19 protein-coding genes are annotated in these 21,929 nt (G+C 71.1%); 10 read left to right on the top strand and 9 right to left on the bottom strand.

Features of this window, described 5'->3' with window-relative positions:
* The first annotated feature begins 155 nt into the window (after positions 1–155).
* Together cimA and AC3EUJ_RS09995 are read left to right on the top strand one after the other, a co-directional pair.
* Entirely contained in the window at positions 156–1,760 is a 1,605-nt protein-coding gene (gene cimA, locus AC3EUJ_RS10000) for a citramalate synthase (RefSeq protein WP_431960697.1), read from the top strand.
* 179 nt (positions 1,761–1,939) lie between these two features.
* The gene (locus tag AC3EUJ_RS09995; RefSeq protein ID WP_431960696.1) at positions 1,940–2,446 is read left to right on the top strand and encodes a hypothetical protein; all 507 of its coding nucleotides are present in this window, start codon (positions 1,940–1,942) and stop codon (positions 2,444–2,446) included.
* 519 nt (positions 2,447–2,965) lie between these two features.
* Here the strand turns inward: AC3EUJ_RS09995 and AC3EUJ_RS09990 are convergent.
* On the bottom strand, positions 2,966–3,799 hold the full coding sequence (locus AC3EUJ_RS09990) for an MOSC domain-containing protein (protein ID WP_431960695.1): 834 nt from the start codon (positions 3,797–3,799) through the stop codon (positions 2,966–2,968).
* 66 nt (positions 3,800–3,865) lie between these two features.
* Here AC3EUJ_RS09990 and AC3EUJ_RS09985 point away from each other — a divergent pair, with 66 nt between their 5' ends.
* From AC3EUJ_RS09985 to AC3EUJ_RS09965, 5 genes are all read left to right on the top strand, one after another.
* The gene (locus AC3EUJ_RS09985) at positions 3,866–4,345 is read left to right on the top strand and encodes a GNAT family N-acetyltransferase (protein ID WP_431960694.1); all 480 of its coding nucleotides are present in this window, start codon (positions 3,866–3,868) and stop codon (positions 4,343–4,345) included.
* 93 nt (positions 4,346–4,438) lie between these two features.
* Positions 4,439–5,515: an HpcH/HpaI aldolase/citrate lyase family protein gene (locus AC3EUJ_RS09980; protein ID WP_431960693.1), complete on the top strand. Its 1,077-nt coding sequence runs from the start codon at positions 4,439–4,441 to the stop codon at positions 5,513–5,515.
* The gene (locus AC3EUJ_RS09975) at positions 5,512–6,384 is read left to right on the top strand and encodes an HpcH/HpaI aldolase/citrate lyase family protein (protein ID WP_431960692.1); all 873 of its coding nucleotides are present in this window, start codon (positions 5,512–5,514) and stop codon (positions 6,382–6,384) included. Before AC3EUJ_RS09980 ends, AC3EUJ_RS09975 begins: the two co-directional genes overlap by 4 nt.
* Positions 6,385–6,551: 167 nt before the next feature.
* Positions 6,552–8,174 carry an acyl-CoA carboxylase subunit beta gene (locus tag AC3EUJ_RS09970; protein WP_431960691.1) on the top strand — a complete coding sequence of 541 codons (1,623 nt, stop codon included), beginning with the start codon at positions 6,552–6,554 and terminating at the stop codon, positions 8,172–8,174.
* 16 nt (positions 8,175–8,190) lie between these two features.
* Positions 8,191–8,409 carry an acyl-CoA carboxylase epsilon subunit gene (locus AC3EUJ_RS09965; RefSeq protein ID WP_089224994.1) on the top strand — a complete coding sequence of 73 codons (219 nt, stop codon included), beginning with the start codon at positions 8,191–8,193 and terminating at the stop codon, positions 8,407–8,409.
* A 168-nt stretch (positions 8,410–8,577) separates the two neighbouring features.
* Here the strand turns inward: AC3EUJ_RS09965 and AC3EUJ_RS09960 are convergent, their stop codons facing one another.
* From AC3EUJ_RS09960 to AC3EUJ_RS09925, 8 genes are all read right to left on the bottom strand, one after another.
* On the bottom strand, positions 8,578–9,156 hold the full coding sequence (locus tag AC3EUJ_RS09960) for a GTP-binding protein (RefSeq protein ID WP_360911084.1): 579 nt from the start codon (positions 9,154–9,156) through the stop codon (positions 8,578–8,580).
* Positions 9,137–9,703, bottom strand: a complete 567-nt coding sequence (locus AC3EUJ_RS09955; RefSeq protein WP_431960690.1) for a DUF742 domain-containing protein — start codon at positions 9,701–9,703, stop codon at positions 9,137–9,139. The genes AC3EUJ_RS09960 and AC3EUJ_RS09955 overlap by 20 nt, the downstream gene beginning before the upstream one ends.
* 71 nt (positions 9,704–9,774) lie before the next feature.
* Positions 9,775–10,188: a roadblock/LC7 domain-containing protein gene (locus tag AC3EUJ_RS09950; protein WP_018562059.1), complete on the bottom strand. Its 414-nt coding sequence runs from the start codon at positions 10,186–10,188 to the stop codon at positions 9,775–9,777.
* Positions 10,189–10,197: 9 nt separating this feature from the next.
* On the bottom strand, positions 10,198–13,311 hold the full coding sequence (locus tag AC3EUJ_RS09945) for a sensor histidine kinase (protein ID WP_431960799.1): 3,114 nt from the start codon (positions 13,309–13,311) through the stop codon (positions 10,198–10,200).
* Positions 13,312–13,773: 462 nt separating this feature from the next.
* Positions 13,774–14,385, bottom strand: coding sequence for a GTP-binding protein (locus AC3EUJ_RS09940; protein WP_431960689.1), 612 nt, complete (start codon positions 14,383–14,385; stop codon positions 13,774–13,776).
* Complete coding sequence (locus AC3EUJ_RS09935; protein ID WP_431960688.1) at positions 14,366–14,773, bottom strand: DUF742 domain-containing protein; 408 nt, start codon at positions 14,771–14,773, stop codon at positions 14,366–14,368. The genes AC3EUJ_RS09940 and AC3EUJ_RS09935 overlap by 20 nt, the downstream gene beginning before the upstream one ends.
* 76 nt (positions 14,774–14,849) lie before the next feature.
* Positions 14,850–15,263, bottom strand: a complete 414-nt coding sequence (locus AC3EUJ_RS09930) for a roadblock/LC7 domain-containing protein (RefSeq protein ID WP_431960798.1) — start codon at positions 15,261–15,263, stop codon at positions 14,850–14,852.
* Positions 15,264–15,272: 9 nt separating this feature from the next.
* Positions 15,273–18,758, bottom strand: a complete 3,486-nt coding sequence (locus AC3EUJ_RS09925) for a sensor histidine kinase (protein ID WP_431960687.1) — start codon at positions 18,756–18,758, stop codon at positions 15,273–15,275.
* 566 nt (positions 18,759–19,324) lie between these two features.
* Between AC3EUJ_RS09925 and AC3EUJ_RS09920 the strand changes: the two genes are divergently transcribed.
* From AC3EUJ_RS09920 to gltX, 3 genes are all read left to right on the top strand, one after another.
* Positions 19,325–19,513, top strand: a complete 189-nt coding sequence (locus AC3EUJ_RS09920; protein WP_354795788.1) for a hypothetical protein — start codon at positions 19,325–19,327, stop codon at positions 19,511–19,513.
* Between the two features lie 85 nt (positions 19,514–19,598).
* Positions 19,599–20,390 carry a fumarylacetoacetate hydrolase family protein gene (locus tag AC3EUJ_RS09915; protein ID WP_431960686.1) on the top strand — a complete coding sequence of 264 codons (792 nt, stop codon included), beginning with the start codon at positions 19,599–19,601 and terminating at the stop codon, positions 20,388–20,390.
* Positions 20,383–21,867 (top strand): glutamate--tRNA ligase, encoded by a 1,485-nt coding sequence (gene gltX / locus AC3EUJ_RS09910; RefSeq protein ID WP_431960685.1) that lies wholly within the window; start codon positions 20,383–20,385, stop codon positions 21,865–21,867. Before AC3EUJ_RS09915 ends, gltX begins: the two co-directional genes overlap by 8 nt.
* Positions 21,868–21,929: the final 62 nt, after the last annotated feature.

Raw genomic sequence — 21,929 nt, 5'->3', positions numbered from 1 at the left:
GTGTCCCAGACCCGCGCGCAGACCTCTCGCACCCGCGAGGGGTTTTTTCGTTTCCCGGCCCACCCGCGCCGGAGGCGGCGCAGCGCGAGGGATGATGGGGGCAAGTGGAGCCCGGTCCTCCGGAACCACTCACCCGACAGGAGTTGGAACAAACCATGACGGCCGTACTGGACGACAGCTTCCACGTCTTCGACACCACGCTGCGCGACGGCGCGCAGCGCGAGGGCATCAACCTCACCGTCGCCGACAAGCTGACGATCGCCCGGCACCTGGACGACTTCGGGGTGGGCTTCATCGAGGGCGGCTGGCCCGGCGCCAACCCGCGCGACACCGAGTTCTTCGCCCGGGCCGCCGCCGAGCTGGACCTGCGGCACGCCCAGCTGGTGGCCTTCGGCGCCACGCGCCGCGCCGGCGGCAGCGCCTCGGAGGATCCGCAGGTCAGGGCGCTCCTGGAGTCGGGTGCCCCGGTCATCACCCTGGTCGCCAAGTCCCACGACCGGCACGTCGAGCTGGCCCTGCGCACCACGCTCGAGGAGAACCTGGAGATGGTCCGGGACACCGTCTCCCACCTGCGCTCCCAGGGCCGCCGGGTCTTCGTCGACTGCGAGCACTTCTTCGACGGCTACAAGGCCAACCCGGGGTACGCCAAGGAGGTGGTGCGCGCAGCCCACGAGGCCGGGGCCGACGTCGTCGTCCTCTGCGACACCAACGGCGGGATGCTCCCGGCCCAGATCACCGCCGTCGTCCGCACTGTGCTCGCCGACACCGGCGCCCGCCTGGGGATCCATGCCCAGGACGACACCGGCTGCGCCGTCGCCAACACCCTCGCCGCCGTCGACGCGGGCGCCACCCACGTCCAGTGCACCGCCAACGGCTACGGAGAGCGGGTCGGCAACGCCAACCTCTTCCCGGTCGTGGCGGCACTGGAGCTCAAGTACGGCCGCAAGGTGCTGCCCGCCGGCGCACTCGCCGAGATGACCCGTACCTCGCACGCCATCGCCGAGGTCGTCAACCTGACGCCCTCCACCCACCAGCCGTACGTGGGAATCTCGGCCTTCGCCCACAAGGCGGGCCTGCACGCCTCGGCGATCAAGGTCGATCCCGACCTCTACCAGCACATCGACCCGGAACTGGTCGGCAACACCATGCGCATGCTGGTCTCCGACATGGCGGGCCGTGCCTCGGTGGAGCTCAAGGGCAAGGAGCTCGGCGTCGACCTCGGCGAGGACCGCGAGCTGATCGGCCGGGTCGTGGAGCGCGTCAAGGAGCGCGAACTCGCGGGCTACACCTACGAGGCCGCCGACGCCTCCTTCGAACTGCTGCTGCGCGAGGAGGTCGAGGGCCGGCCACTGCACTACTTCCGCGTCGAGTCCTGGCGCGCCATCGTGGAGGACCGCCCCGACGGCACCCACGCCAACGAGGCGACGGTCAAGGTGTGGGCCGACGGCCAGCGCATCGTCGCCACCGCCGAGGGCAACGGCCCGGTCAACGCCCTGGACCGCGCGCTGCGCGTCGCGCTGGAGCGGACCTACCCGCAACTGGCGAAGCTGGAGCTGGTGGACTACAAGGTCCGTATCCTGGAGGGCAAGCACGGCACGGAGTCCATCACCCGGGTGCTGGTCTCCACCTCCGACGGCGTCTGCGAGTGGTCCACCGTCGGCGTCGGCGAGAACGTCATCGCCGCCTCCTGGCAGGCCCTGGAGGACGCCTACGCGTACGGGCTGCTGCGCGCCGGCGTGGAGCCGCGCCGGAAGGACTGACGGCCGCCGGCCAAGGCGCACGGCGGGCGCGGCGCGGACGCGGTGCGACCGTGTCCGCGCCCCCCTTCCACGACGGCCCAACTGCCGTGCATACGCGCGTAGAACGCCGGGCACACTCCACCTGCTCCACCTGCACAGCCGCCCCACAGGAAGCACGGTCACCAGCAGGAGGAATCCCCATGAAGTTCCGCTCCGTCCTGAGCGCGCTCGTCCTCGCGCTCGGAGTGCTGTTCGCACCCGGCGCCGGCCTCGCCGCGTCCCACGACGCCTACGCCGTCACCAAACTGACGCACGCCCAGGCCACGACGATGTTCCGCAACGCCGGGATCACCTGGTCCTCGTCAGGCGGCTGCTCCAACCGCAACATCGCGACCTGCACGTCCTTCGACCAGCTCAACCAGGCCACCGCCCAGGGCGCCGTCACCCTGAAGGGCGCCAGCGGGTGCGCCCTGAACATCACCGGCGGCACCGAGACCGGTCACGCCGGCGGTACGTACTCGCACTGGAACGGCTACAAGCTCGACTACGGCAAGAACAGTTGCGTCACCAACTACATCCACGGCGTCTTCACCTACATCGGCCTGCGCGGTGACGGCGCCCCCCAGTACCGCTCCGGCTCCGGCAACATCTACGCCGACGAGGGCAACCACTGGGACGTCCTGTACTACAACTGCGGCGGCTGCTGATCCGCGCGCGGTGAGCCGCCCGCGGCCCGGTCCCGGCCGAGCCGCGGGCGGTCCCGCCCTCGGTGACGGGCGCCTGACAGCCATCGAGCTCCAGCACCACGACCTCGTTGCGGCCCGGGCGCGGCAGCGGCCACGACAGGCAGAGCGTCTCCTGGGGCCCGCGCTCCCAGCAGCCCCCGAGGCAGAAGCCGTTGCCCCGGACGTAGCACTTGCCCCGCCCGGGCGGGGCGAGTTGGGCCTCCGCCGGCTCGGCCACCTCCAGGTGGCCCCGGTGGAAGGCCGGCCCCTCGGTCCCGCGGTTCCTCCCGTCCCCCGACCGCGCGCGGCATCCCCATCGGTGCGGCCATCGCGCGGGCGGCGTCCGGAAGCAGCGCAGGACACCGGAGAGCGGGCGCAACGGCCGGCCGTCGGGGCGGAAGCCCTCGGGTCAGCGCGCGACCACCTGTGGACGTTCACTTCGCGGCGGGCGGCGACCGGCCGGAATCCGGTCGCCCGCCGTTCGGTCCACCGGAAGTGCGGTCACGCCCAGGCCCGTACCTCCACCGGGTCGCCCACCGCGATCGTGCCCGGCCGGAGCACCGCCGCCTTCATCGCGAAGCTCACCTTGTTGCCGTACTCCGGCTCCCGCCGGTAGCCGGCCAGGGTGCGCACCGGCTCCGGGCCGGACGTACGGCCGGTCGCCTGGTCGACCAGCGGTACGGAGCAGCGCATCGCGCGGACGGAGTAGCCGAGACGGGTGGTGCCGACGTCCATGAGCCGTACCAGGTCCTCGGTGTGAGGCTCGCCCCAGCCGGCGACCACGATGTTGGGACGGAAGCGGTCCATGGGCACGGGCGTGCCGCCGCGCTCGGCGATGCGCCGGTTGAGGCCGTCGAGCGAGGCCAGCGAGGCCACCGAAAGGGCATGGGCGTCGGCGAAGTTGACCTTGCCCGGGTGCTCGCCCCAGCCGTCCCGGTCGAAGCCCGGGCGCACGCGCACCAGGCGCGAGGGCGCGCCCAGCGCCTCGGAGAACCAGCGCGCGGCCTCCTCGCCCTGGTCCACCGCCGCCCCCAGCGGCCGGTCGAACAGGACGACCTCGCGCGGCGGCCCCTCGTACGCCACCTCCAGCGTCAGCTCCCCGGCGCCGGGCGCCGACAGCGCCAGGTGCTTGCCGCCATCGGTGACGTCCGCGCGCACCACCGCCATCCCCGGCAGCGTCCGCTGGCTGCGGAAGGACCCGTCGGCCGCGTCGACCACCATGAACGTACGGTCGTGGGCCGGCCCGGTCGCGGTGACGGCGACGCTGTCCAGGGGCACGCCGGCGCAGCCCTTGACGGGGTAGCAGGTCAGCGAGTGCACGGTCGCGGCGGTCATGGGCTCGTCCTTCCGGGTGTGGAAAACCCATTCGATCACGTCCCGCGCCCGGCGTACGGTCATCGCGTGACCGATGACACAGCGCTACGAATCAGGCCGGCGCGGGCAGCGGACGCGGACGCGATCACCGCGGTCTTCCTCGCGTCCCGGGCGGCCGCCATGCCCTGGCTGCCCCGACTGCACAGCGACGAGGAGACCCGGTGGTGGGTCGCGAACGTCGTCCTGGAGCAGTGCCGGGTGTGGGTCGCGGAGCAGACCGCGACCGGTGCCGCGGCGGGCTTCGCGGCCCTCGAAGGCGACTGGCTGGAGCATCTCTACCTGCGGCCCGACGCGCGCGGGCGCGGCATCGGCGCGCGGCTGCTCGGCGAGGTGGTGCGGCATCACCCGGACGGCCCACTGTCGTTGCACGTCTTCCGGCGCAACACCGCGGCACGCGCGTTCTACGAACGTCACGGCTTCCGGGCCGTCCCCGGCAGCGAGAGCACCGCGAACGAGGAGGGCGAGCCGGACCTGACCTACCGTCTGCCACCCGTGGACAACCGGTGACCAACAGCACACGTACCGACCGGTAACGCGCGGGCCCCGCGGATCATAAAGTGAGCGCCGTACGCTCCCCACCCTCGAACCCTGGGAGACCGCATGCGTTCCGCGAAGGACTTCTTCCGACCGCTGGCCGTGGGGGCCCCGGCCCCCGTACGGGAAGTACCGTTCCGGCCGTCGCGGATGATCCACTTCTTCGACCCGAGCAACGAGAAGATGGCGGCGAAGGTCCCCTCCATCGCCCCCAAGGTGGACGTCCTGCTGGGCAACCTGGAGGACGCGGTGTCCGCCGACCGCAAGGAGGCCGCCCGGGCCGGCCTGGTCGCCACGGCCAAGACCCAGGACTTCGGCGACACCCAGCTGTGGACCCGGATCAACAGCCTCGACTCTCCGTGGGCGCTGGACGACCTGCTGACCCTGGTCGCCGAGATCGGTCACAAGCTCGACGTCGTGATGGTGCCCAAGGTCGAGGGCGCCGAGGACATCCACTACGTCGACCGGCTGCTCGCCCAGCTGGAGGCCAAGGCGCGCATCGAGCGGCCGATCCTGGTCCACGCCATCCTGGAGACCGCGACGGGCGTCGCGAACGTCGAGGAGATCGCCGGGGCCAGCCCCCGGATGCAGGGCATCTCTCTCGGCCCGGCCGACCTCGCGGCGAGCCGCCGTATGAAGACCACCCGCGTCGGCGGGGGGCACCCGGGGTACCTCGTGCGGGAGGACCCCAAGGACCCCGGGATGGAGCTGCCGCGACTGACCTTCCAGCAGGACCTGTGGCACTACACGATCGCACGCATGGTCGACGCCTGCGCCGCGCACGGGATCCTGCCGTACTACGGCCCCTTCGGCGACATCAAGGACACCACCGCCTGCGAGGACCAGTTCCGCAACGCCTTCCTGCTCGGCTGCGTCGGCGCGTGGAGCCTGCACCCGGGACAGATCGACATCGCCAAGCGGGTCTTCTCCCCGGCGCCGGCCGACGTGGCCTGGGCGCGCCGGGTCATCGACGCCATGGGCGACGGCACCGGCGCGGTGATGATCGACGGCAAGATGCAGGACGACGCCACGGTCAAGCAGTGCCACGTCGTCGTCGAGCTCGCCGAGGCGCTGGCCGCCCGCGACCCGGAGCTGGCCGAGGCCTACGCGGCCGCGTACAAGGAGCAGGAGCACAACCGATGACCGACGCGATCCTGCGGCCGCGCCGCTCCGTCCTCTACATGCCCGGCGCCAATGAGCGCGCCCTGGAGAAGGCGAAGGTCCTCCCCACCGACGCGCTCATCCTCGACCTGGAGGACTCCGTGGCGCCCGACGCCAAGCCCGACGCCCGCAAGCGGGTCGCCGCGGCCGCCGCCTCCGGCGCGTACGGGTACCGGGAGGTCACCATCCGGGTGAACTCGCCCGGCACGCCCTGGCACGAGGACGACCTGCGGGCCGCCGCCGAGGCGGGCCCGGACGCCGTGGTGGTTCCCAAGGTCGACTCGGCCGCCACCGTGCACGCCATCGAGCGCGCCCTGGAGGCCGCCGGCGCCCCGGACCACACCGCCATCTGGGCGATGGTGGAGACCCCCCGCGCGATGCTGGACGCCCGAGCCATCGCGGCGGCCTCGGAGCGGCTGCGCGTTCTCGTCATGGGCACCAACGACCTCGCCAAGGAACTGCACGCCGAGCACATCCCCGGCAGGGCCCCGCTGCTCACCGGGCTGTCGCTGGCCCTGCTGGGTGCCCGAGAGGCCGGCAAGGTCATCCTGGACGGCGTCTACAACGACGTCACCGACGAGACCGGCTTCGAGGCGGAGTGCGTCCAGGGCCGGCAGTTCGGCTTCGACGGGAAGACGCTGATCCATCCCGGGCAGGTGGAGATCTGCAACAGGGTGTTCGCTCCCTCGAAGGAGGAAGCCGACAAGGCCCGGCGCGTCATCGAGGCCTTCGAGGAGGCCGTGGCCGAGGGCCGCGGGGTGGTCACGGTGGACGGCCGGATGATCGAGAACCTCCATGTGGATGACGCCCGGCGTGTCCTTGCGCTGGCCGAGGCGGTATCCGGAAGGTAGCGCTCCCGTTGAGTCCGGGTGGACGACCGCTACAAAGAAAAGGTCCCGCACGTGCCGTGCGGGGCCTTTCTTGTGTTGGTTCTGTCCAGATGCTCCATGAAGCGGGTCCGGACACTGTACGAAGTCGACGCCGATTTTGACGGCCCTCCGCTCGTATGGTCGATGGCATGAGCGTTTTGGACGAGGTGCCGACCCAGCCCGCCGAGGCCGAAGGGGCCGACGAGGCCGCGCAGCCGGCGAACGACGCCCGCGGGCGCGTCGCGGAACTGCACGCCATCCGCGAGCAGGTCCGGCTCGGCCCCAGCGAGAAGGCCACCCAGGCCCAGAAGGCCAAGGGCAAGCTGACCGCGCGCGAGCGCATCGAGCTGCTGCTCGACGAAGGCTCCTTCAACGAGGTGGAGCCGCTGCGCCGGCACCGCGCCAGCGGGTTCGGCCTGGAGGCGAAGAAGCCCTACACCGACGGTGTCATCACCGGTTGGGGCACCGTCCACGGGCGGACCGTCTTCGTGTACGCCCACGACTTCCGGATCTTCGGCGGCGCTCTGGGCGAGGCCCACGCCAGCAAGATCCACAAGATCATGGACATGGCCATCTCGGCCGGCGCCCCGCTGGTCTCGCTCAACGACGGGGCCGGCGCCCGTATCCAGGAGGGCGTCTCGGCGCTCGCCGGCTACGGCGGCATCTTCCAGCGCAACACCCGCGCCTCCGGTGTGATCCCGCAGATCTCCGTGATGCTCGGCCCCTGCGCCGGCGGCGCCGCGTACTCCCCGGCCCTGACGGACTTCGTGTTCATGGTCCGGGAGACCTCCCAGATGTTCATCACCGGCCCGGACGTGGTCCAGGCCGTCACCGGCGAGAAGATCTCCCAGAACGGGCTCGGCGGCGCCGACGTCCACTCCGAGGTCTCCGGTGTCTCGCACTTCGCGTACGACGACGAGCAGACCTGCCTGGAGGAGGTCCGCTACCTGCTGTCGATGCTGCCGCAGAACAACCGCGAGAACCCCCCGTCGGTCCCCGCCGCGGATCCGGCCGACCGGCGCGGCGACGTCCTGCTGGACATCGTCCCGGCCGACGGCAACCGCTCCTACGACATGCACCAGGTCATCGAGGAGCTCGTCGACGACGGCGAGTACCTGGAGATCCACGAGCGCTGGGCGACCAACATCATCGTGGCGCTGGCCCGCCTCGACGGCCAGGTCGTCGGCATCATCGCCAACCAGCCCGCCTCCCTCGCCGGCGTCCTCGACATCGAGGCCAGCGAGAAGGCCGCGCGGTTCGTGCAGATGTGCGACGCCTTCAACATCCCGCTCATCACCCTTCTGGACGTCCCCGGCTTCCTGCCCGGCGTCGACCAGGAGCACGGTGGCATCATCCGGCACGGCGCCAAGCTGCTGTACGCGTACTGCAACGCGACCGTGCCGCGGATCTCACTGATCCTGCGGAAGGCGTACGGAGGTGCCTACATCGTCATGGACAGCCAGTCGATCGGCGCCGACCTGACCTACGCCTGGCCGACCAACGAGATCGCCGTCATGGGCGCCGAAGGCGCCGCCAACGTGATCTTCCGCCGCCAGATCGCCGAGGCCGACGACCCCGACGCCATGCGCGCCCGCATGGTGAAGGAGTACAAGTCCGAGCTGATGCACCCCTACTACGCCGCCGAGCGCGGCCTGGTGGACGACGTGATCGACCCCGCCGGGACGCGTGAGGTCCTCATCCGCTCGCTCGCGATGCTGCGCACCAAGCACGCCGACCTGCCGTCCCGCAAGCACGGCAACCCGCCCCAGTAAGGGAGAGACGAACCCCGTGAGCACCCCTGCCGACAGCACCTCCGCCGCGCTCGTGCGCGTGGAGCGCGGCCACGCCAGCGACGAGGAACTGGCCGCCCTGACCGCTGTCCTGCTCGCCCGCGCCGCGGCCCAGGGCCAGGACGCGACCGACTACGTCAAGCCCCGCTCCACGGCCGGCTGGCGCCGCCTCGAGCGGCAGTCCGGCTTCAGCGCGCCGCACAGCTGGCGCAGCTGACCCTCCGGCCACCTACGGCGGCGCGGCACCCCCTGGGCGCCGCGCCGCCGTCGTCGTACCGCAGGAGCGGTCGTCCCATCCCCGGGGCCACACGGCCGAGCCGGTACGACGCGAAGGCCCCGCACATGGCGTGCGGGGCCTTTCGCGTCGTACCGGAAGCGGGAACCGCTACCGCAGCCGCGCCATCAGCGCGTGCTCGACCAGCGTGATGAGCGCGCTCTTCGCCTCGCCGCGGTGACGGGCGTCGGTGGTGATGATGGGGGCCTCGGGGCCGATCTGGAGGGCCTCGCGGACCTCCTCGGGGTTGTACGGCTGGTGTCCGTCGAAGCCGTTGAGGGCGATGACGAACGGCAGGCCGCTGTTCTCGAAGTAGTCGACGGCCGGGAAGCAGTCGGCCAGCCGGCGGGTGTCCACGAGGACGACCGCGCCGATGGCGCCGCGCACCAGGTCGTCCCACATGAACCAGAAACGGTCCTGGCCCGGCGTACCGAACAGGTAGAGGATCAGGTCCTCGTCCAGCGTGATGCGGCCGAAGTCCATCGCCACGGTCGTGGTGGTCTTGTCCGGCGCGTGCGTCAGATCGTCGATCCCCGCGGAGGCGGAGGTCATCACGGCTTCGGTACGCAGCGGGTTGATCTCCGATACGGCACCGACGAACGTGGTCTTGCCCACGCCGAAGCCGCCCGCCACCACGATCTTCGCCGAGGTGGTTGAGCGAGCTGGACCGCTAGAGCTTGCGAAGTCCACTGAGCACCCTTTCGAGCAGTGTCACGTCTGGCTGTCCACCCGAGGCGTCGTCGCCACCGGGCTGGTGAATGGCGACGAGCCCGGCCTCCGCCAGGTCGGCGACGAGGATTCGGGCGACGCCGAGGGGGATGGAGAGGAGCGCGGAGATCTCCGCGACCGACTTGATCTCCCGGCAGAGGATGCAGATCCGCTGGTGCTCCGGCAACTGGCCCCGCAGCTGGACCGGGTCAGCGGTCGTGCTGACCAGTGCCTCGATGGCGAGCTGGTAGCGCGGCCGGGTGCGGCCGCCGGTCATGGCGTAGGGGCGTACCAGACCGGACGGCGGCTTGGAACGCCCGGTCTGCGCTGTCCGAGGCGGTGGCGCCTGCGGAGGTTCGTACGGCTGGATCCTCGGCTGCCGGTGCGGCGGCATGGGGCCCGGACCGGGGTTCCCCCCACCGTAGGAGGGGGGCGGCTCCTGGCTCGGTGCCGAGGGGAAGTCGAACCGCTTGAGGGGCGGCTGCTGTTGGTGATTGCCGTACTGATCTCCGCCTGGGGGCGTTGCCACGGTTCCTCCTCCAGCTGGGTAGCGCGTCTGAAAACCCTACGGGTCCCCAGACGCGCCCGCATGCCTGTCCGTTAGTTGAGCAGGCTGCCCTGCAATTCCGCACGCAGATCGGGGGTGAGCACATTGCCCGCCCGGTCGACCAGCAGGGCCATCTCGTAGCCCACGAGGCCGATGTCGCACTCCGGGTGCGCCAGCACGGCCAGCGAGGAACCGTCCGAGACGGACATGATGAAGAGGAAGCCGCGCTCCATCTCGACGACGGTCTGGTTCACGTGGCCGCCCTCGAAGATGCGCGAGGCACCCGCGGTCAGCGAGGTCAGACCGGAGGCCACCGCGGCCAACTGGTCCGCGCGGTCCCGCGGGAATCCCTCGGACATCGCCAGCAGCAGGCCGTCGGCAGAGACCACAACCGTATGGGAGACCCCCGGGGTCTGGTCCACGAAACTGGTGATCAACCAGTTCAGGTTCTGTGCCGCCTGGCTCATCGGACTCAACTAACGCTCCTGGTGCTTGGGGCCGAAGCCCTGGCCGTTCGTGTCAGTTCCCGCAGTGCGTCCCTGCTGGACGCCGCGCCGCAGATTGCTCAGCCGGCCGCGGACGTCCTCGGGTGCACGGGAGACCATCGGTCCGCCCTGCGGAGTCTGCTGTGCGGTACCCGGGACCAGGTTGGCCTTGGGGACCCGCCGGGGCAGGCCGGAGGGGGTGACCCCGCCCGCCTTGGGCTTACGGGCCTGTTCGGCCCGCTGCCAGTTCTCGTCGTTCGTGGAGCGCCACTCGGTGGACTCCCCGTCCGACGCCGGTGCGGAGGGCGCCGGCTGTGCCGGGAAGCCGTCCGCCGACTGGGGCTCCGGCTGCGCCGGGGCCGCGGGGCCGGACTGCTGCCATCCGCGGTCGCGCCGCGGCAGGCCCGCGTCGGTCACCGAGGAGTGCAGCGGGCCGGTGGCCGGACCCGGTCGGTCGAAGCCTACGCGCTCGGGGGCCTCGAAGGGGGCGGCTGTGACGGAATCGGCCGCGGCCTGGGCCGGGAAGCCCTGGGTCTGGGCCGGCTGCGGCAGCTCGCCGCCGGGTGCCGGCGTCCACTGCTCCTGGGCGTAGCCGTTCTGCTGCTGCCACTCGTCCTGGGCGTAGCCGTTCTGCGGGGCGGGGTACCCCTGCTCGGTGTAGCCGCCCTCGGCGAACGCCGGCTCCTGGAAGCCGGGCTGCGCGTCGAAGCCGTGCTGCTCCTGGAACGGCTGGGCCTGCGGCTCCTGGTAGCCCTGTTCGGCGTAGCCGTTCGCCTGGAAGCCGCCCTCCTGGAAGCCGCCCTCCTGGAAGCCGGCCTCCTGGAACGCGGTCTCGGAGCCGGCCTCCTGGTAGCCGCCCTGGAAGTCCTGCTCCTGCGCGTCCCCCTCGAAGGGCGCGCGCTCCGCGGTACGGTCACCGGCCGCGGCCCCGAGCTGGGCGCGGCGCTGGTCGCGCATGAGCGAGCGGCCGACGGGGTCGAGTGAGCGGGCGTCCTCGGGGCCGTCGGGGCGGTCGTAGCGCGAGTCGTCGAAGCCGAGCTCCGCGGCGGTCGGCCCATAGGCGGCCAGCTGCGGGGTCTCGAGCTCCGGCACGATCCGGGACACGGTGAAGTCGTCGTCCAGCGGCATCTCCTCGCCGCCGCCGCCATGGGTGATCGGCTCGGGGAGCATCACCAGCGAGGTGGTGCCGGCCTGCTCACCGGACGGGCGGAGCTGGACGCGGATGCCGTGCCGGTCGGCGAGACGGCCGACCACGAACAGGCCCATGCGCTTGGAGATCGACGCGTCGACGATCGGCGGGTCGGCCAGCTTGTGGTTGATGTCCGCGAAGTCCTCGGCGGTGAGGCCGATGCCCTTGTCGTGGATCTCGACCATGACGCGGCCGTCGGGCAGCCGGGTGGCGGTGACCCGCACCTTGGTCTGCGGCGAGGAGAACGTGGTGGCGTTCTCCAGCAGCTCGGCCAGCAGGTGCACGAGGTCGGTCACGGCGGTGCCGTGGATCTCGGTCTCCGGGATGCCGACCAGCTCGATGCGCTCGTACGCCTCCACCTCGGAGGCCGCGGCGCGGAGCACGTCGACCAGCGGGACGGGCTGGTTCCAGCGGCGGCCGGGCTCCTCGCCCGCGAGGACCAGGAGGTTCTCGCCGTTGCGGCGCATACGGGTCGCCAGGTGGTCCAGCTTGAAGAGGTTCTCCAGCTGGTCCGGGTCCGCCTCGTTGTTCTCCAGGTCCGTGATCAGCGTCAGCTGGCGCTGGATGAGGCCCTGGTTGCGGCGGGAGAGGTTGGTGAAGATCGCGTTGACGTTGCCTCGCAGCAGCGCCTGCTCGGCGGCGAGCCGCACGGCCTCGCGGTGGATCTGGTCGAAGGCGCGCGCGACCTCGCCGATCTCGTCGTTGGAGGTGATCGGGATCGCCTGGACGCGGGTGTCGACCTTGCCCGGGTCGGTGCGGGAGAGCTGGTCGACCAGGGCGGGCAGGCGCTGCTCGGCGACCTCGAAGGCCGAGGTGCGCAGGCGGCGCATGCTGTTGCTCATGGAGCGGGCGACCATCGCGGCCACGATGAAGGCGATGATCAGCGCGACCAGCACGACGGCGGAGTTGACGATGGCGTCGATGCGGGCGCTGTCGGCGATGTCGCTCGAGTCGTTGTACGCCTGGTTGGCCAGGTGCTGCTCGACGTTCTTGTAGGCGTCGAAGGCGAGGGTGGTCGCACCGAACCAGCTCTCCGCGGTCACGCCGTCGGCCTTGAGCTCCTCGGGGCTCGCGCCGGAGGCGATCTTCCTGATCATCTCCTCCAGAGCCGGCGGCGCCTTGAAGGGCTGGCCCGCCTGCTTGGCGGCCTGGGCGGCCTGGGCGACCTGCTCCTTGCCCTTCTCCAGAGCCGCGGCCTGCTCGTCCTGCAGACGCAGGTAGTCGGCGTCGGTCCCGCCGCCCCGGTACTCCTCGAGGGCGACCTGCTGGAGGTAGGCGTACGAGGTGAAAGCGGTGAGCTGGAGCTGCAGTTCGCCGCCTGCCAGCTTCCTGCGGTCCTCGACGAGGAGGTGGGTGCCGATGGAGCGGGTCAGCGACTCGGCGGCCTTGGCCAGCTCGAGCGCGTAGAGGGTGCGGCCGTAGGAGGCGACGCTGGTGGTGCCGAAGCCCAGTTCGTTGGCGAGCTCCATCAGCGGGTGCTGGACCTCGACGTACTTCTCCTCGGTCTGCACGCCCGGGAGCTGTCGGGTGAAGGCGGTGTCGCGCAGCTTCGTCAGGACCTTCTCACCCTCGCGGATGTTCGCCACGCGGCGCTGCAGCCGGTCGTTCACGGGCAGTTCGGCGGCGGCGGCGTCGAACTTCGCGGCGGCCTGGTCGGTGGCCGCGCGGGCCGCGACGACGTTCTTGTTCTCGGTGTCGCCGGCCAGCAGGGGAACGACGCTGAGGTCGCGTTCGTTCAGAATGGCGTTGGCATAGTCCACGGCGGCGCGCACGGCGTTGGCGGTCCGCACCGCGTCGTCGGCGTCCTGCCAGGTCTGCACCGAACTCTGCACCCGGAAGCCGCCGAAGACCAGGGCGACGAGCACCGGGATGAGGAGGATGACGTTCAGGCGGGTGGCCACCCGCCAGTTGCGCATGGCGAAGCGGCTGCCCGTGCTCGCCACCGGCTCGGGAGCGGTGGCGACCTCGGGGGCGGCGGCCTCGACCGTGCCGTGTCGCGCAGGCGGGGTGAAATTGCCACGCGGGTGGTCCGCGGGACCCGGCTCTGCTCGCCTCGTGTTCCTCACTCGACCAACAACCTCTCGGCGACGGCGCGGGCGGCGCCGTTCGTACTCTCGGGTTTCGATGAATTCCAGCACGTCATGGGGGTGCTCCACAAACGTCCGGCGAGGAGTGTGAAGTCATGATCACGCGCCGGTTAAAAGGGGCATAAGCATAAAGCGGTGGCAATTCACTGGGTAGATGTGTGCGCAGTGAAGCCGATTGGGCGCGGGCGGTGTTCGGGTTGTTCCGATTCGCGGTCGAAACGTTATGAACAGAAGGACCGGCCATGTCAAAAGACACAGCCGGTCCATACGCGAAGTGGCAAGCTGGAACGCTTACTTGAGGCGAGCGAGCAGCGCGTGTTCCACGAGCGTGATGAGCGCGCTCTTCGCCTCGGCGCGGTGCCGGGCGTCTGTGGTGATGATGGGAGCGTCCGGGCCGATCTGCAGCGCTTCCCGGACCTCGTCGGGCGTGTACGGCTGGTGGCCGTCGAAGCCGTTGAGGGCGATGACGAACGGCAGGCCGCTGTTCTCGAAGTAGTCGACCGCGGGGAAGCAGTCGGCCAGCCGGCGGGTGTCGACCAGGACGACGGCGCCGATGGCACCGCGGACCAGGTCGTCCCACATGAACCAGAACCGGTCCTGGCCCGGCGTACCGAACAGGTACAGGATCAGGTCGTCGTCGAGCGTGATACGACCGAAGTCCATGGCCACGGTCGTCGTGGTCTTGTCGGCCACGTGCGTCAGATCGTCCACGCCCGCGGACGCCGAGGTCATCACGGCCTCCGTACGGAGCGGGTTGATCTCCGAGACCGCTCCGACGAACGTGGTCTTGCCCACGCCGAAGCCACCCGCCACCACGATCTTCGCCGAGGTGGTGGACCGGGCCGCGGGCGGCGCACCGTACGCCGCCTGCTGCTGCCCCGGCCTAGAGCTTGCGAAGTCCACTGAGCACCCTTTCGAGCAGTGTCACATCAGGCTGTCCGCCGGCCTCGCCACTGCTCGGCTGGTGGATGGCGACCATACCGGCCTCAGCCAGGTCGGCCACCAGAATCCGGGCCACCCCCAGCGGGATCCCCAGCAGTGCGGAGATCTCGGCGACCGACTTGATCTCCATGCACAGGTGGCAGATGCGCTGGTGTTCGGGGAGCAGCCCCTGGAAGGCTCCCGGGTCCGCAGAGGTACTGACCAGTGCCTCGATGGCGAGCTGGTAGCGCGGCCGGGTGCGACCACCGGTCATGGCGTACGGCCGCACCAGCGGCTGGTCGCCTTCGCCCCCGTACGGCGCATGGTGGGGCGCGCCGTACGGGCCGGGCGAGGCGGGCGGCGGGGTCATGAATGGTCCTCCGGGTAAGAGCGGACGCGTGTCGCGAGTAGTCATGGGGCGTGCATTCGGCTGGGCTCCGGGGAGCTCAGCCCATCAGGCTGCCTTGGAGTTCTGCGCGCAGGTCGGGTGTGAGAACGGCGCCCGCCCGGTCGACGAGCAGGGCCATCTCGTAACCCACGAGGCCGATGTCGCACTCCGGGTGCGCCAGTACGGCCAGCGAGGACCCGTCGGAGATCGTCATCAGGAGGAGGAAGCCGCGTTCCATCTCCACGACGGTCTGGTTGACGCTGCCGCCCTCGAAGATGCGGGAGGCGCCCGCGGTCAGCGAAGTGAGACCGGAGGCCACGGCCGCCAGCTGGTCGGCACGGTCACGGGGGAAACCCTCGGACATGGCCAGCAGCAGGCCGTCGGCGGATACGACAACGGTGTGGGACACCCCGGGGGTGTTGTCCACGAAGTTGGTGATCAACCAGTTCAGATTCTGTGCCGCCTGGCTCATCTGACTCAACTAACGCTCCTGCTGGTGAGTGGTGCCAAAGCCGCGGCCGTCGGTCATTCCCGTACCGGCCTGGCGACCCTGCTGGATACCGCGACGGAGGTTGGTCAGGCGTCCGCGCACGTCGTCGGGGGCCCGGGAAACCTGCGGACCGCCCTGTGGGGCTTGCTGGGGAGCACCGGCTCCCGGGACGAGGTTGGCCTTGGGGACCCGCCGGGGCAGGCCCGAGGGGGTGACCCCGCCCGCGGACGGCTGTCGCACCTGGCCGGCGCGCTCCCACACCTCGTCGTTCGGTGAGGAACGCCACGTCGCCGGTTCGCGTCGCGGGGGCTGCGGCGGCTGCGCCGGCTGTGCCGGGTGCGAGGGCGGCGCCGGGTACTCGGCGGCGCGGGACCGCTGCGGCTGCTGGGGGTGCTGCTGCGGCGCGGGCTGCTGCGGACGCTGCGGCGGCCGGGTCGGCGCGCCGGCACCGGGGCCGTTGCCGTTGCGCTGAGGGGCGACCGGGCCGCTTTCGACGTGCACCTGCTGCATGCGCTCCGCGCGACCGGTGCGGAACCAGTCCGACTCGAGGGAGTCGAAGATCGGGCTCGCCTCGTCCCCGCGTACGGGGGCCGGGGGCAGCGCCATAGGCTCACTGGCGGCCGGCAGCGGCTGCCGGTCGGCCTGCGGCGCCGTGGGTTGCTGCTGCTGGCCGGCACCGGGGCCCTGGGCGTACGCGGCGGAGTGCCGCGGCCCCTGCGGCGCTGCCGGGGCGGGCGGCGGGGTCTGCGGGACGTGCGGGGTCTGCGGCGGAGCCGCGGGGCGCTGGAAGACGTCGCTGCGGGTGAACTGGCCCTGCTGCTGCGGGACCTGTCCACCGTGCTGCGGCATCGCCGGCGCCTGCGGGGCCTGGGGCATCTGCGGGGCCTGCGGCATCTGCGGGGCCTGGGGCATCTGCGGACCGCCGTACCCCTGCGGGGCGTGCGGCATGGCGTTGAAGTCCGGACGCTCGAACTGCGCCGTGGACTCCAGGTCTTCGTGACCGCGCGGCATGTCGGCCTCGGGGCCGTGGGCCGCGCCCATCGGCTGCGGCGCAGCCGGACGCTGCGGCGGAGCCGCGTGCCGCTGCGGTTGCTGCTGCGGCCTGCCCTGGCCACCCGGGACCTGCTCGTTGGCCCAGCTCGGGCCCGAGCGCTGCGGGCCGGGCGCCGCCGGAGCACCGGGGCCGCCCGGACGGCCGCCCTGCGGGCCCGTACCGGGACCGGAGTTGAGCGCCGGACGTGCGGCGGAACCGGACACCTGGCCGCGCTGCCCTCCGCGGTGCATGCCGGCCAGCCCCGTGCCTGGGGCGCCGGCGCCCATGGCCGCCGCGGGACCGCCCGGAACCGCGTCGGGGGCACCGCCCGGCTGCTGGCCGCGGTTGCCCGCGCCGGGCTGCGGCTTGGCGCCGCCCTGGGTGACGTCCACCGGCAGCATGACGAGCGCGGTGGTGCCGCCCGAGTCGGACGGACGGAGCTGGATCCGGATGCCGTGTCGCAGGGACAGGCGGCCGACCACGAACAGACCCATGCGGCGGGAGACGGAGACGTCCACCGTCGGCGGGTTGGCGAGCCGCTCGTTGATGTCGGCGAGGTCCTCCGGGGAGAGGCCGATGCCGGTGTCGTGGATCTCGATCAGCACGCGGCCGTCGGGCAGCGCGTGACCGGTGACCCTGACCTTGGTCTGCGGGGAGGAGAACGAGGTCGCGTTCTCCAGCAGCTCTGCGAGCAGGTGGACGAGGTCGTTGACGACGCGGCCGGTGACCTCGACGGCCGGCACCGAGGTGAGCTCGATGCGCTCGTACTGCTCCACCTCGGAGGCCGCGGCACGGAGGACGTCGACCAGCGGGACCGGGCGGGTCCAGCGGCGGCCGGGCTCCTCGCCCGCGAGGACGAGGAGGTTTTCGCCGTTCCGGCGCATACGGGTCGCGAGGTGGTCGAGCTTGAAGAGGCTGGACAGCTGGTCCGGGTCGGCCTCGCGGGACTCCAGTTCGGAGATCAGGCTCAGCTGACGCTGGATCAGGCCCTGGCTGCGGCGTGAGAGGTTGGTGAACATCGCGTTGACGTTCCCTCGCAGCAGCGCCTGCTCGGCGGCGAGGCGGACCGCCTCGCTGTGGACCTCGTCGAACGCGCGGGCCACCTGGCCGATTTCGTCCCGGGTGTGGATGCCGATCGACTCGACCGAGGTGTCGACGTCCTGCGGGTCGGACTCGGAGAGCTGCTTGACCAGCTCGGGCAGTCGCTTCTGGGCGACTTCCTGGGCGGTGTCCTGCAGCCGGCGCAGCGAGCGGACCATGGAGCGGGCGACGACGAAGGCGCCGACGACCGAGATGCCGAGCACGAGGAGGATCAGCGCACCGCTGATGATCGCCTCTTGCTGGGCCTCGTCGCGCAGCTTCAGGGCCTGCTGCTGCATCTGCTGCAGCAGGGTCTGCTCGATCTGGCCCATGAGCTGGAGCTTGGTCTTGGCGTCGTCGTCCCAGTCCAGGTAGGTGCCCTGGAAGTTCTGGATGCTCGACTCGGAGGCCGCGATGCGCTCGGCCTGCTCGTCGACCTTGGTGACGATGTCGTTGCCGCCGCTCAGGCCCTTGAGGAGGTCCTCGGAGTTCGCGCGGCCGTAGATCTGGCTGAACTGCTTGAGTTCCGTGCCCTCGGAGCGGTGGGCGCCCGCCAGGTAGCGGTAGTCGTTGGCGCTGAGGCGGCGGTCGTTGGCCAGCGCGGCACTGACGACGGCGCGCTGGATGGAGTCGTACTCCTTGGCGGCGGAGAACGCCGCCAGCGCGCGGGTGCTGGCGATCATGTCCGAGTTACCGGTGGCCTCGGCCATCTCCTGGGAGAGGTCGATCAGCGACTGGATGAGCTCGTCGTACTCGCTGACCGTCTGCGCGATGTAGCCGTCCTGCTCGTACGCACCCTCACGAATGGCGCTGAGGGAGCCGAGCTGACGGTTGATCGCGGTCAGGGAGGCGTTGACGCCCGTGAGGTCCGGCGAGACCTCGTTGGAGGCGTTGACGAAGGCCGTGCGCGCCAGCTTGGTCTTCTGCAGGGCCGCCTGGATGTTGTCGTCGTTCTCGTCCCGGGGCTTGCTGGACAGCGGGCCGGCCGAGACGTCTCGCTCCTCCTGGAGCGCGGCGGCGAGCTTGGTCGCCTGCTCCGTGAGGTCGGTCAGCGAGGTCATGGCCTCCAACTGCTGCACGTTCTCCAGCGAGCTCTGGATGCGCAGGGCACCCAGCGTGGTCGCGGCGACCACCGGCAGCGCGAGCAGCGACACCAGACGAGTGCTGATGCGCCAGTTGCGCATGGCTATTCGGGAGCCGTGCTTCGGGCCGGTGCGCACACCGCTCCCCGGCGTGGCGCCGCTCTGCGCGCCCGCGGTTCCGGCGTCTGCGGTCTCATCCCGGCGGGTGGGGCCGTGTTCGGTCCCACCGCGCTGTTCCGGGTCGCCCGCAGCGCCGCCATCCCTCTTGAAACGTCCCTGCACTAGCGTCGCAACCTCTGGACCAGGCGTCCCCCGCACGGGCGGCAGGACGGTGTCGAGTCTTCGGAGTCCCGCCCTCCCCGGCGGATACCCATTGGCCGCCGCCGCTCGGCGATCGCACGCTCCCCCCTGCGCGCCGGCATCTGTTGATACGGCGGTCCGGGGAATTCCAGCACAGTGCCGCACGTCCAACAAGGGCCGACAGGTTTCGAGTGGAACACGTGACTCAGCGCGTCCGGGTGATCACGCGGCGTCGGTGCGCTTTCGGATGTCTTCCGGCAATCCGGGCTTTCTCCAGGGGTGTTGGGGCATCCCGGCCGGTGCCCGGCTGTCACCAACCGGGGGTGAAGAGTCCGGATCGGCCGTGATGTCGGTTTCGGTGGTATCGACGAGCCGACCGATTCGCCCCGCTTGTCCTTGCGTTCGTGAGGAAAATCACAGGCTGGCCGTTGTATTGGTCATCCGAATCGGGGAATGGGCGCCGATAGATTGACGTTTGACACAGCCGTGTACTACGTCAACCGCGCCCCGGCGGGCGCCCGGTAACCACACGAGGTTCTGACCGTCCCATGAAGACGACCATGATCATGCGACCCATAGCCAACCCGCGCCGCACCACCCTCGCGCACCTCACGGACGCCGAGGACACGCGGACCGCAGAGGTCGCCCCGGCCGTCGAGGGCGCGGAAGCCGTTGTGCTGCCCCGGCAGACCGCCAACCCCCGCCGCACCGTCCTGACGGAGCTGCCGACCGCCTGAGGCGCGGCTCGGCGGGCGGGTCCGCAAGCCACCCCCGGGATAACCTGGAGCGTCAGTCTCCGGCCAGTGAGGTGAGCTGCTTCCCGTGCGCATCGCCAGGTTCTCCATCGACGGCAATGTCGCCTTCGGCGTCGTCGAGGGCGACGAGTCCGTCCCCGACGGACTCGTCCTCGACATCATCAAGGGCATCCCGTTCGCCGAGTTCGAGCGCTCCGGCACCAAGGTGCCGCTGAGCAAGGTCCGGCTGCTGCCGCCGGTGCTCCCCAGCAAGGTCGTCGCGATCGGCCGCAACTACGCCGAGCACGCCGCAGAGCTGGGCAACGAGGTGCCCGAGGTCCCGGTCGCCTTCTTCAAGCCGTCCACCTCGGTGATCGGCCCGGGCGACCCCATCGTGTACCCCTCCTTCTCGCACGAGGTGCACCACGAGGCCGAGCTCGCCGTCGTCATCGGCCGGATGTGCCGCGAGGTCCCGCGGGAGCGCGTGGCCGAGGTCATCCTCGGTTACACCTGCGCCAACGACGTCACCGCGCGGGACGCCCAGAAGGCCGAGAAGCAGTGGGCGCGCGCCAAGGGCTTCGACTCCTCGTGCCCCATCGGCCCCTGGATCGAGACGGACCTCGACCTCGCCGCCGCGAACGACCTCGCCGTCACCGCGACCGTGGGCGGCGAGTTGCGCCAGTCCGGCCGCACGAGCCAGATGATCCGCTCCATCGAGGACCTGATCGTGCACATCACGGAGGCCATGACGCTGCTCCCGGGCGACGTCGTCCTCACCGGCACCCCGGCGGGTGTCGGACCGCTCCACGTCGGCGACGAGGTCGCCGTCACCATCGAAGGCATCGGCACTCTCACCAACAAGGTGATCAAGCGTGACTAGCGCAGCACCCGTACGCGTACGTTTCTGCCCCTCGCCGACCGGCAACCCCCATGTGGGCCTGGTCCGCACCGCCCTGTTCAACTGGGCGTTCGCCCGCCACCACGGGGGCAGCCTGGTCTTCCGCATCGAGGACACCGACGCCGCCCGCGACTCGGAGGAGTCGTACCAGCAGTTGCTGGAGGCCATGCGCTGGCTCGGCTTCGACTGGGACGAGGGCCCCGAGGTCGGCGGCCCGCACGCGCCCTACCGGCAGTCGCAGCGCATGGACGTCTACCAGGACGTCGCCGCGAAGCTGATCGAGTCCGGGCACGCGTACAAGTGCTACTGCACCACCGAGGAGCTCGACGAGCGCCGCGACGCCGCCCGCGCCGCCGGCCGTCCCTCCGGCTACGACGGCCACTGCCGCGACCTCACCGCCGGGCAGGTCGACGCGTACGAGCGCGAGGGCCGCGAGCCCATCGTCCGCTTCCGCATGCCGGACGAGACGATCACCTTCACCGACCTGGTCCGCGGCGAGCTGACCTTCACCCCGGACAACGTGCCCGACTACGGCATCGTCCGGGCCAACGGCGCCCCGCTGTACACGCTGGTCAACCCGGTCGACGACGCGCTGATGGAGATCACGCACGTGCTGCGCGGCGAGGACCTGCTGTCCTCCACCCCGCGCCAGATCGCGCTCTACCGCGCGCTCGCCGAGATCGGCGTCGGCAACGGCACCACCCCGCTCTTCGGTCACCTGCCGTACGTCATGGGCGAGGGCAACAAGAAGCTCTCCAAGCGTGACCCGCAGTCCTCCCTCAACCTCTACCGCGAGCGCGGCTTCCTCCCCGAGGGCCTGCTCAACTACCTGTCGCTGCTGGGCTGGTCGCTCTCCGCCGACCGCGACGTCTTCACCGTCGAGGAGATGGTGGCCGCCTTCGACATCGACGCGGTCAACGCCAACCCGGCGCGCTTCGACCTCAAGAAGGCGGAGGCGATCAACGCCGACCACATCCGCATGCTGGACGTCAAGGCGTTCGTCGAGGCCTGTGGCCCGTGGCTGAGGGCCCCGTTCGCCCCCTGGGCGCCCGAGGCGTTCGACCAGGCCGCCTTCGAGGCGATCGCGCCGCACGCGCAGACCCGTCTGACCGTGCTCTCCGACATCACCGACAACGTCGACTTCCTCTTCCTCGACGCGCCGGCGGAGGACGAGGCGTCCTGGCAGAAGGCGATGAAGGACCAGGCCGCGGCCGCGGCGCTGCTCACCACCGCCCGCGAGAACCTGGCGGCCGCCGACTGGAACGCCGAAGCCCTCAAGAACGCCGTCCTCACCGCCGGTGAGACCCACGGCCTCAAGCTCGGCAAGGCCCAGGCGCCGGTCCGGGTCGCCGTCACCGGCCGCACCGTCGGACTGCCGCTCTTCGAGTCCCTCGAAGTGCTCGGCCGCGAGCGCACCCTGGCCCGCGTCGACGCCGCCCTGGCGAAGCTGGCCGGCTGACCGCGGTACACCGATCCGCCCCGGGCCTTGGCCAAAAGCCCGGGGCGGCACGCTTCCCGGAC

The sequence above is a fragment of the Actinacidiphila sp. bgisy160 genome (assembly GCF_057707815.1).
The sequence above is the reverse complement of the archived record's forward strand: the minus strand, read 5'-3'. Positions and strand labels throughout refer to the sequence as shown.

What these genes read in the sequence shown, in the direction of transcription:
- cimA (WP_431960697.1), top strand. Translation starts at nt 156, where the DNA reads ATGACGGCCGTACTGGACGACAGCTTCCACGTCTTCGACACCACGCTG.
- AC3EUJ_RS09995 (WP_431960696.1), top strand. Translation starts at nt 1,940, where the DNA reads ATGAAGTTCCGCTCCGTCCTGAGCGCGCTCGTCCTCGCGCTCGGAGTG.
- AC3EUJ_RS09945 (WP_431960799.1), bottom strand. Translation starts at nt 13,311, where the DNA reads ATGCGCAACTGGCGGGTGGCCACCCGCCTGAACGTCATCCTCCTCATC.
- AC3EUJ_RS09980 (WP_431960693.1), top strand. Translation starts at nt 4,439, where the DNA reads ATGCGTTCCGCGAAGGACTTCTTCCGACCGCTGGCCGTGGGGGCCCCG.
- AC3EUJ_RS09950 (WP_018562059.1), bottom strand. Translation starts at nt 10,188, where the DNA reads ATGAGCCAGGCGGCACAGAACCTGAACTGGTTGATCACCAGTTTCGTG.
- AC3EUJ_RS09975 (WP_431960692.1), top strand. Translation starts at nt 5,512, where the DNA reads ATGACCGACGCGATCCTGCGGCCGCGCCGCTCCGTCCTCTACATGCCC.
- AC3EUJ_RS09920 (WP_354795788.1), top strand. Translation starts at nt 19,325, where the DNA reads ATGAAGACGACCATGATCATGCGACCCATAGCCAACCCGCGCCGCACC.
- AC3EUJ_RS09930 (WP_431960798.1), bottom strand. Translation starts at nt 15,263, where the DNA reads ATGAGCCAGGCGGCACAGAATCTGAACTGGTTGATCACCAACTTCGTG.
- AC3EUJ_RS09990 (WP_431960695.1), bottom strand. Translation starts at nt 3,799, where the DNA reads ATGACCGCCGCGACCGTGCACTCGCTGACCTGCTACCCCGTCAAGGGC.
- AC3EUJ_RS09970 (WP_431960691.1), top strand. Translation starts at nt 6,552, where the DNA reads ATGAGCGTTTTGGACGAGGTGCCGACCCAGCCCGCCGAGGCCGAAGGG.
- AC3EUJ_RS09935 (WP_431960688.1), bottom strand. Translation starts at nt 14,773, where the DNA reads ATGACCCCGCCGCCCGCCTCGCCCGGCCCGTACGGCGCGCCCCACCAT.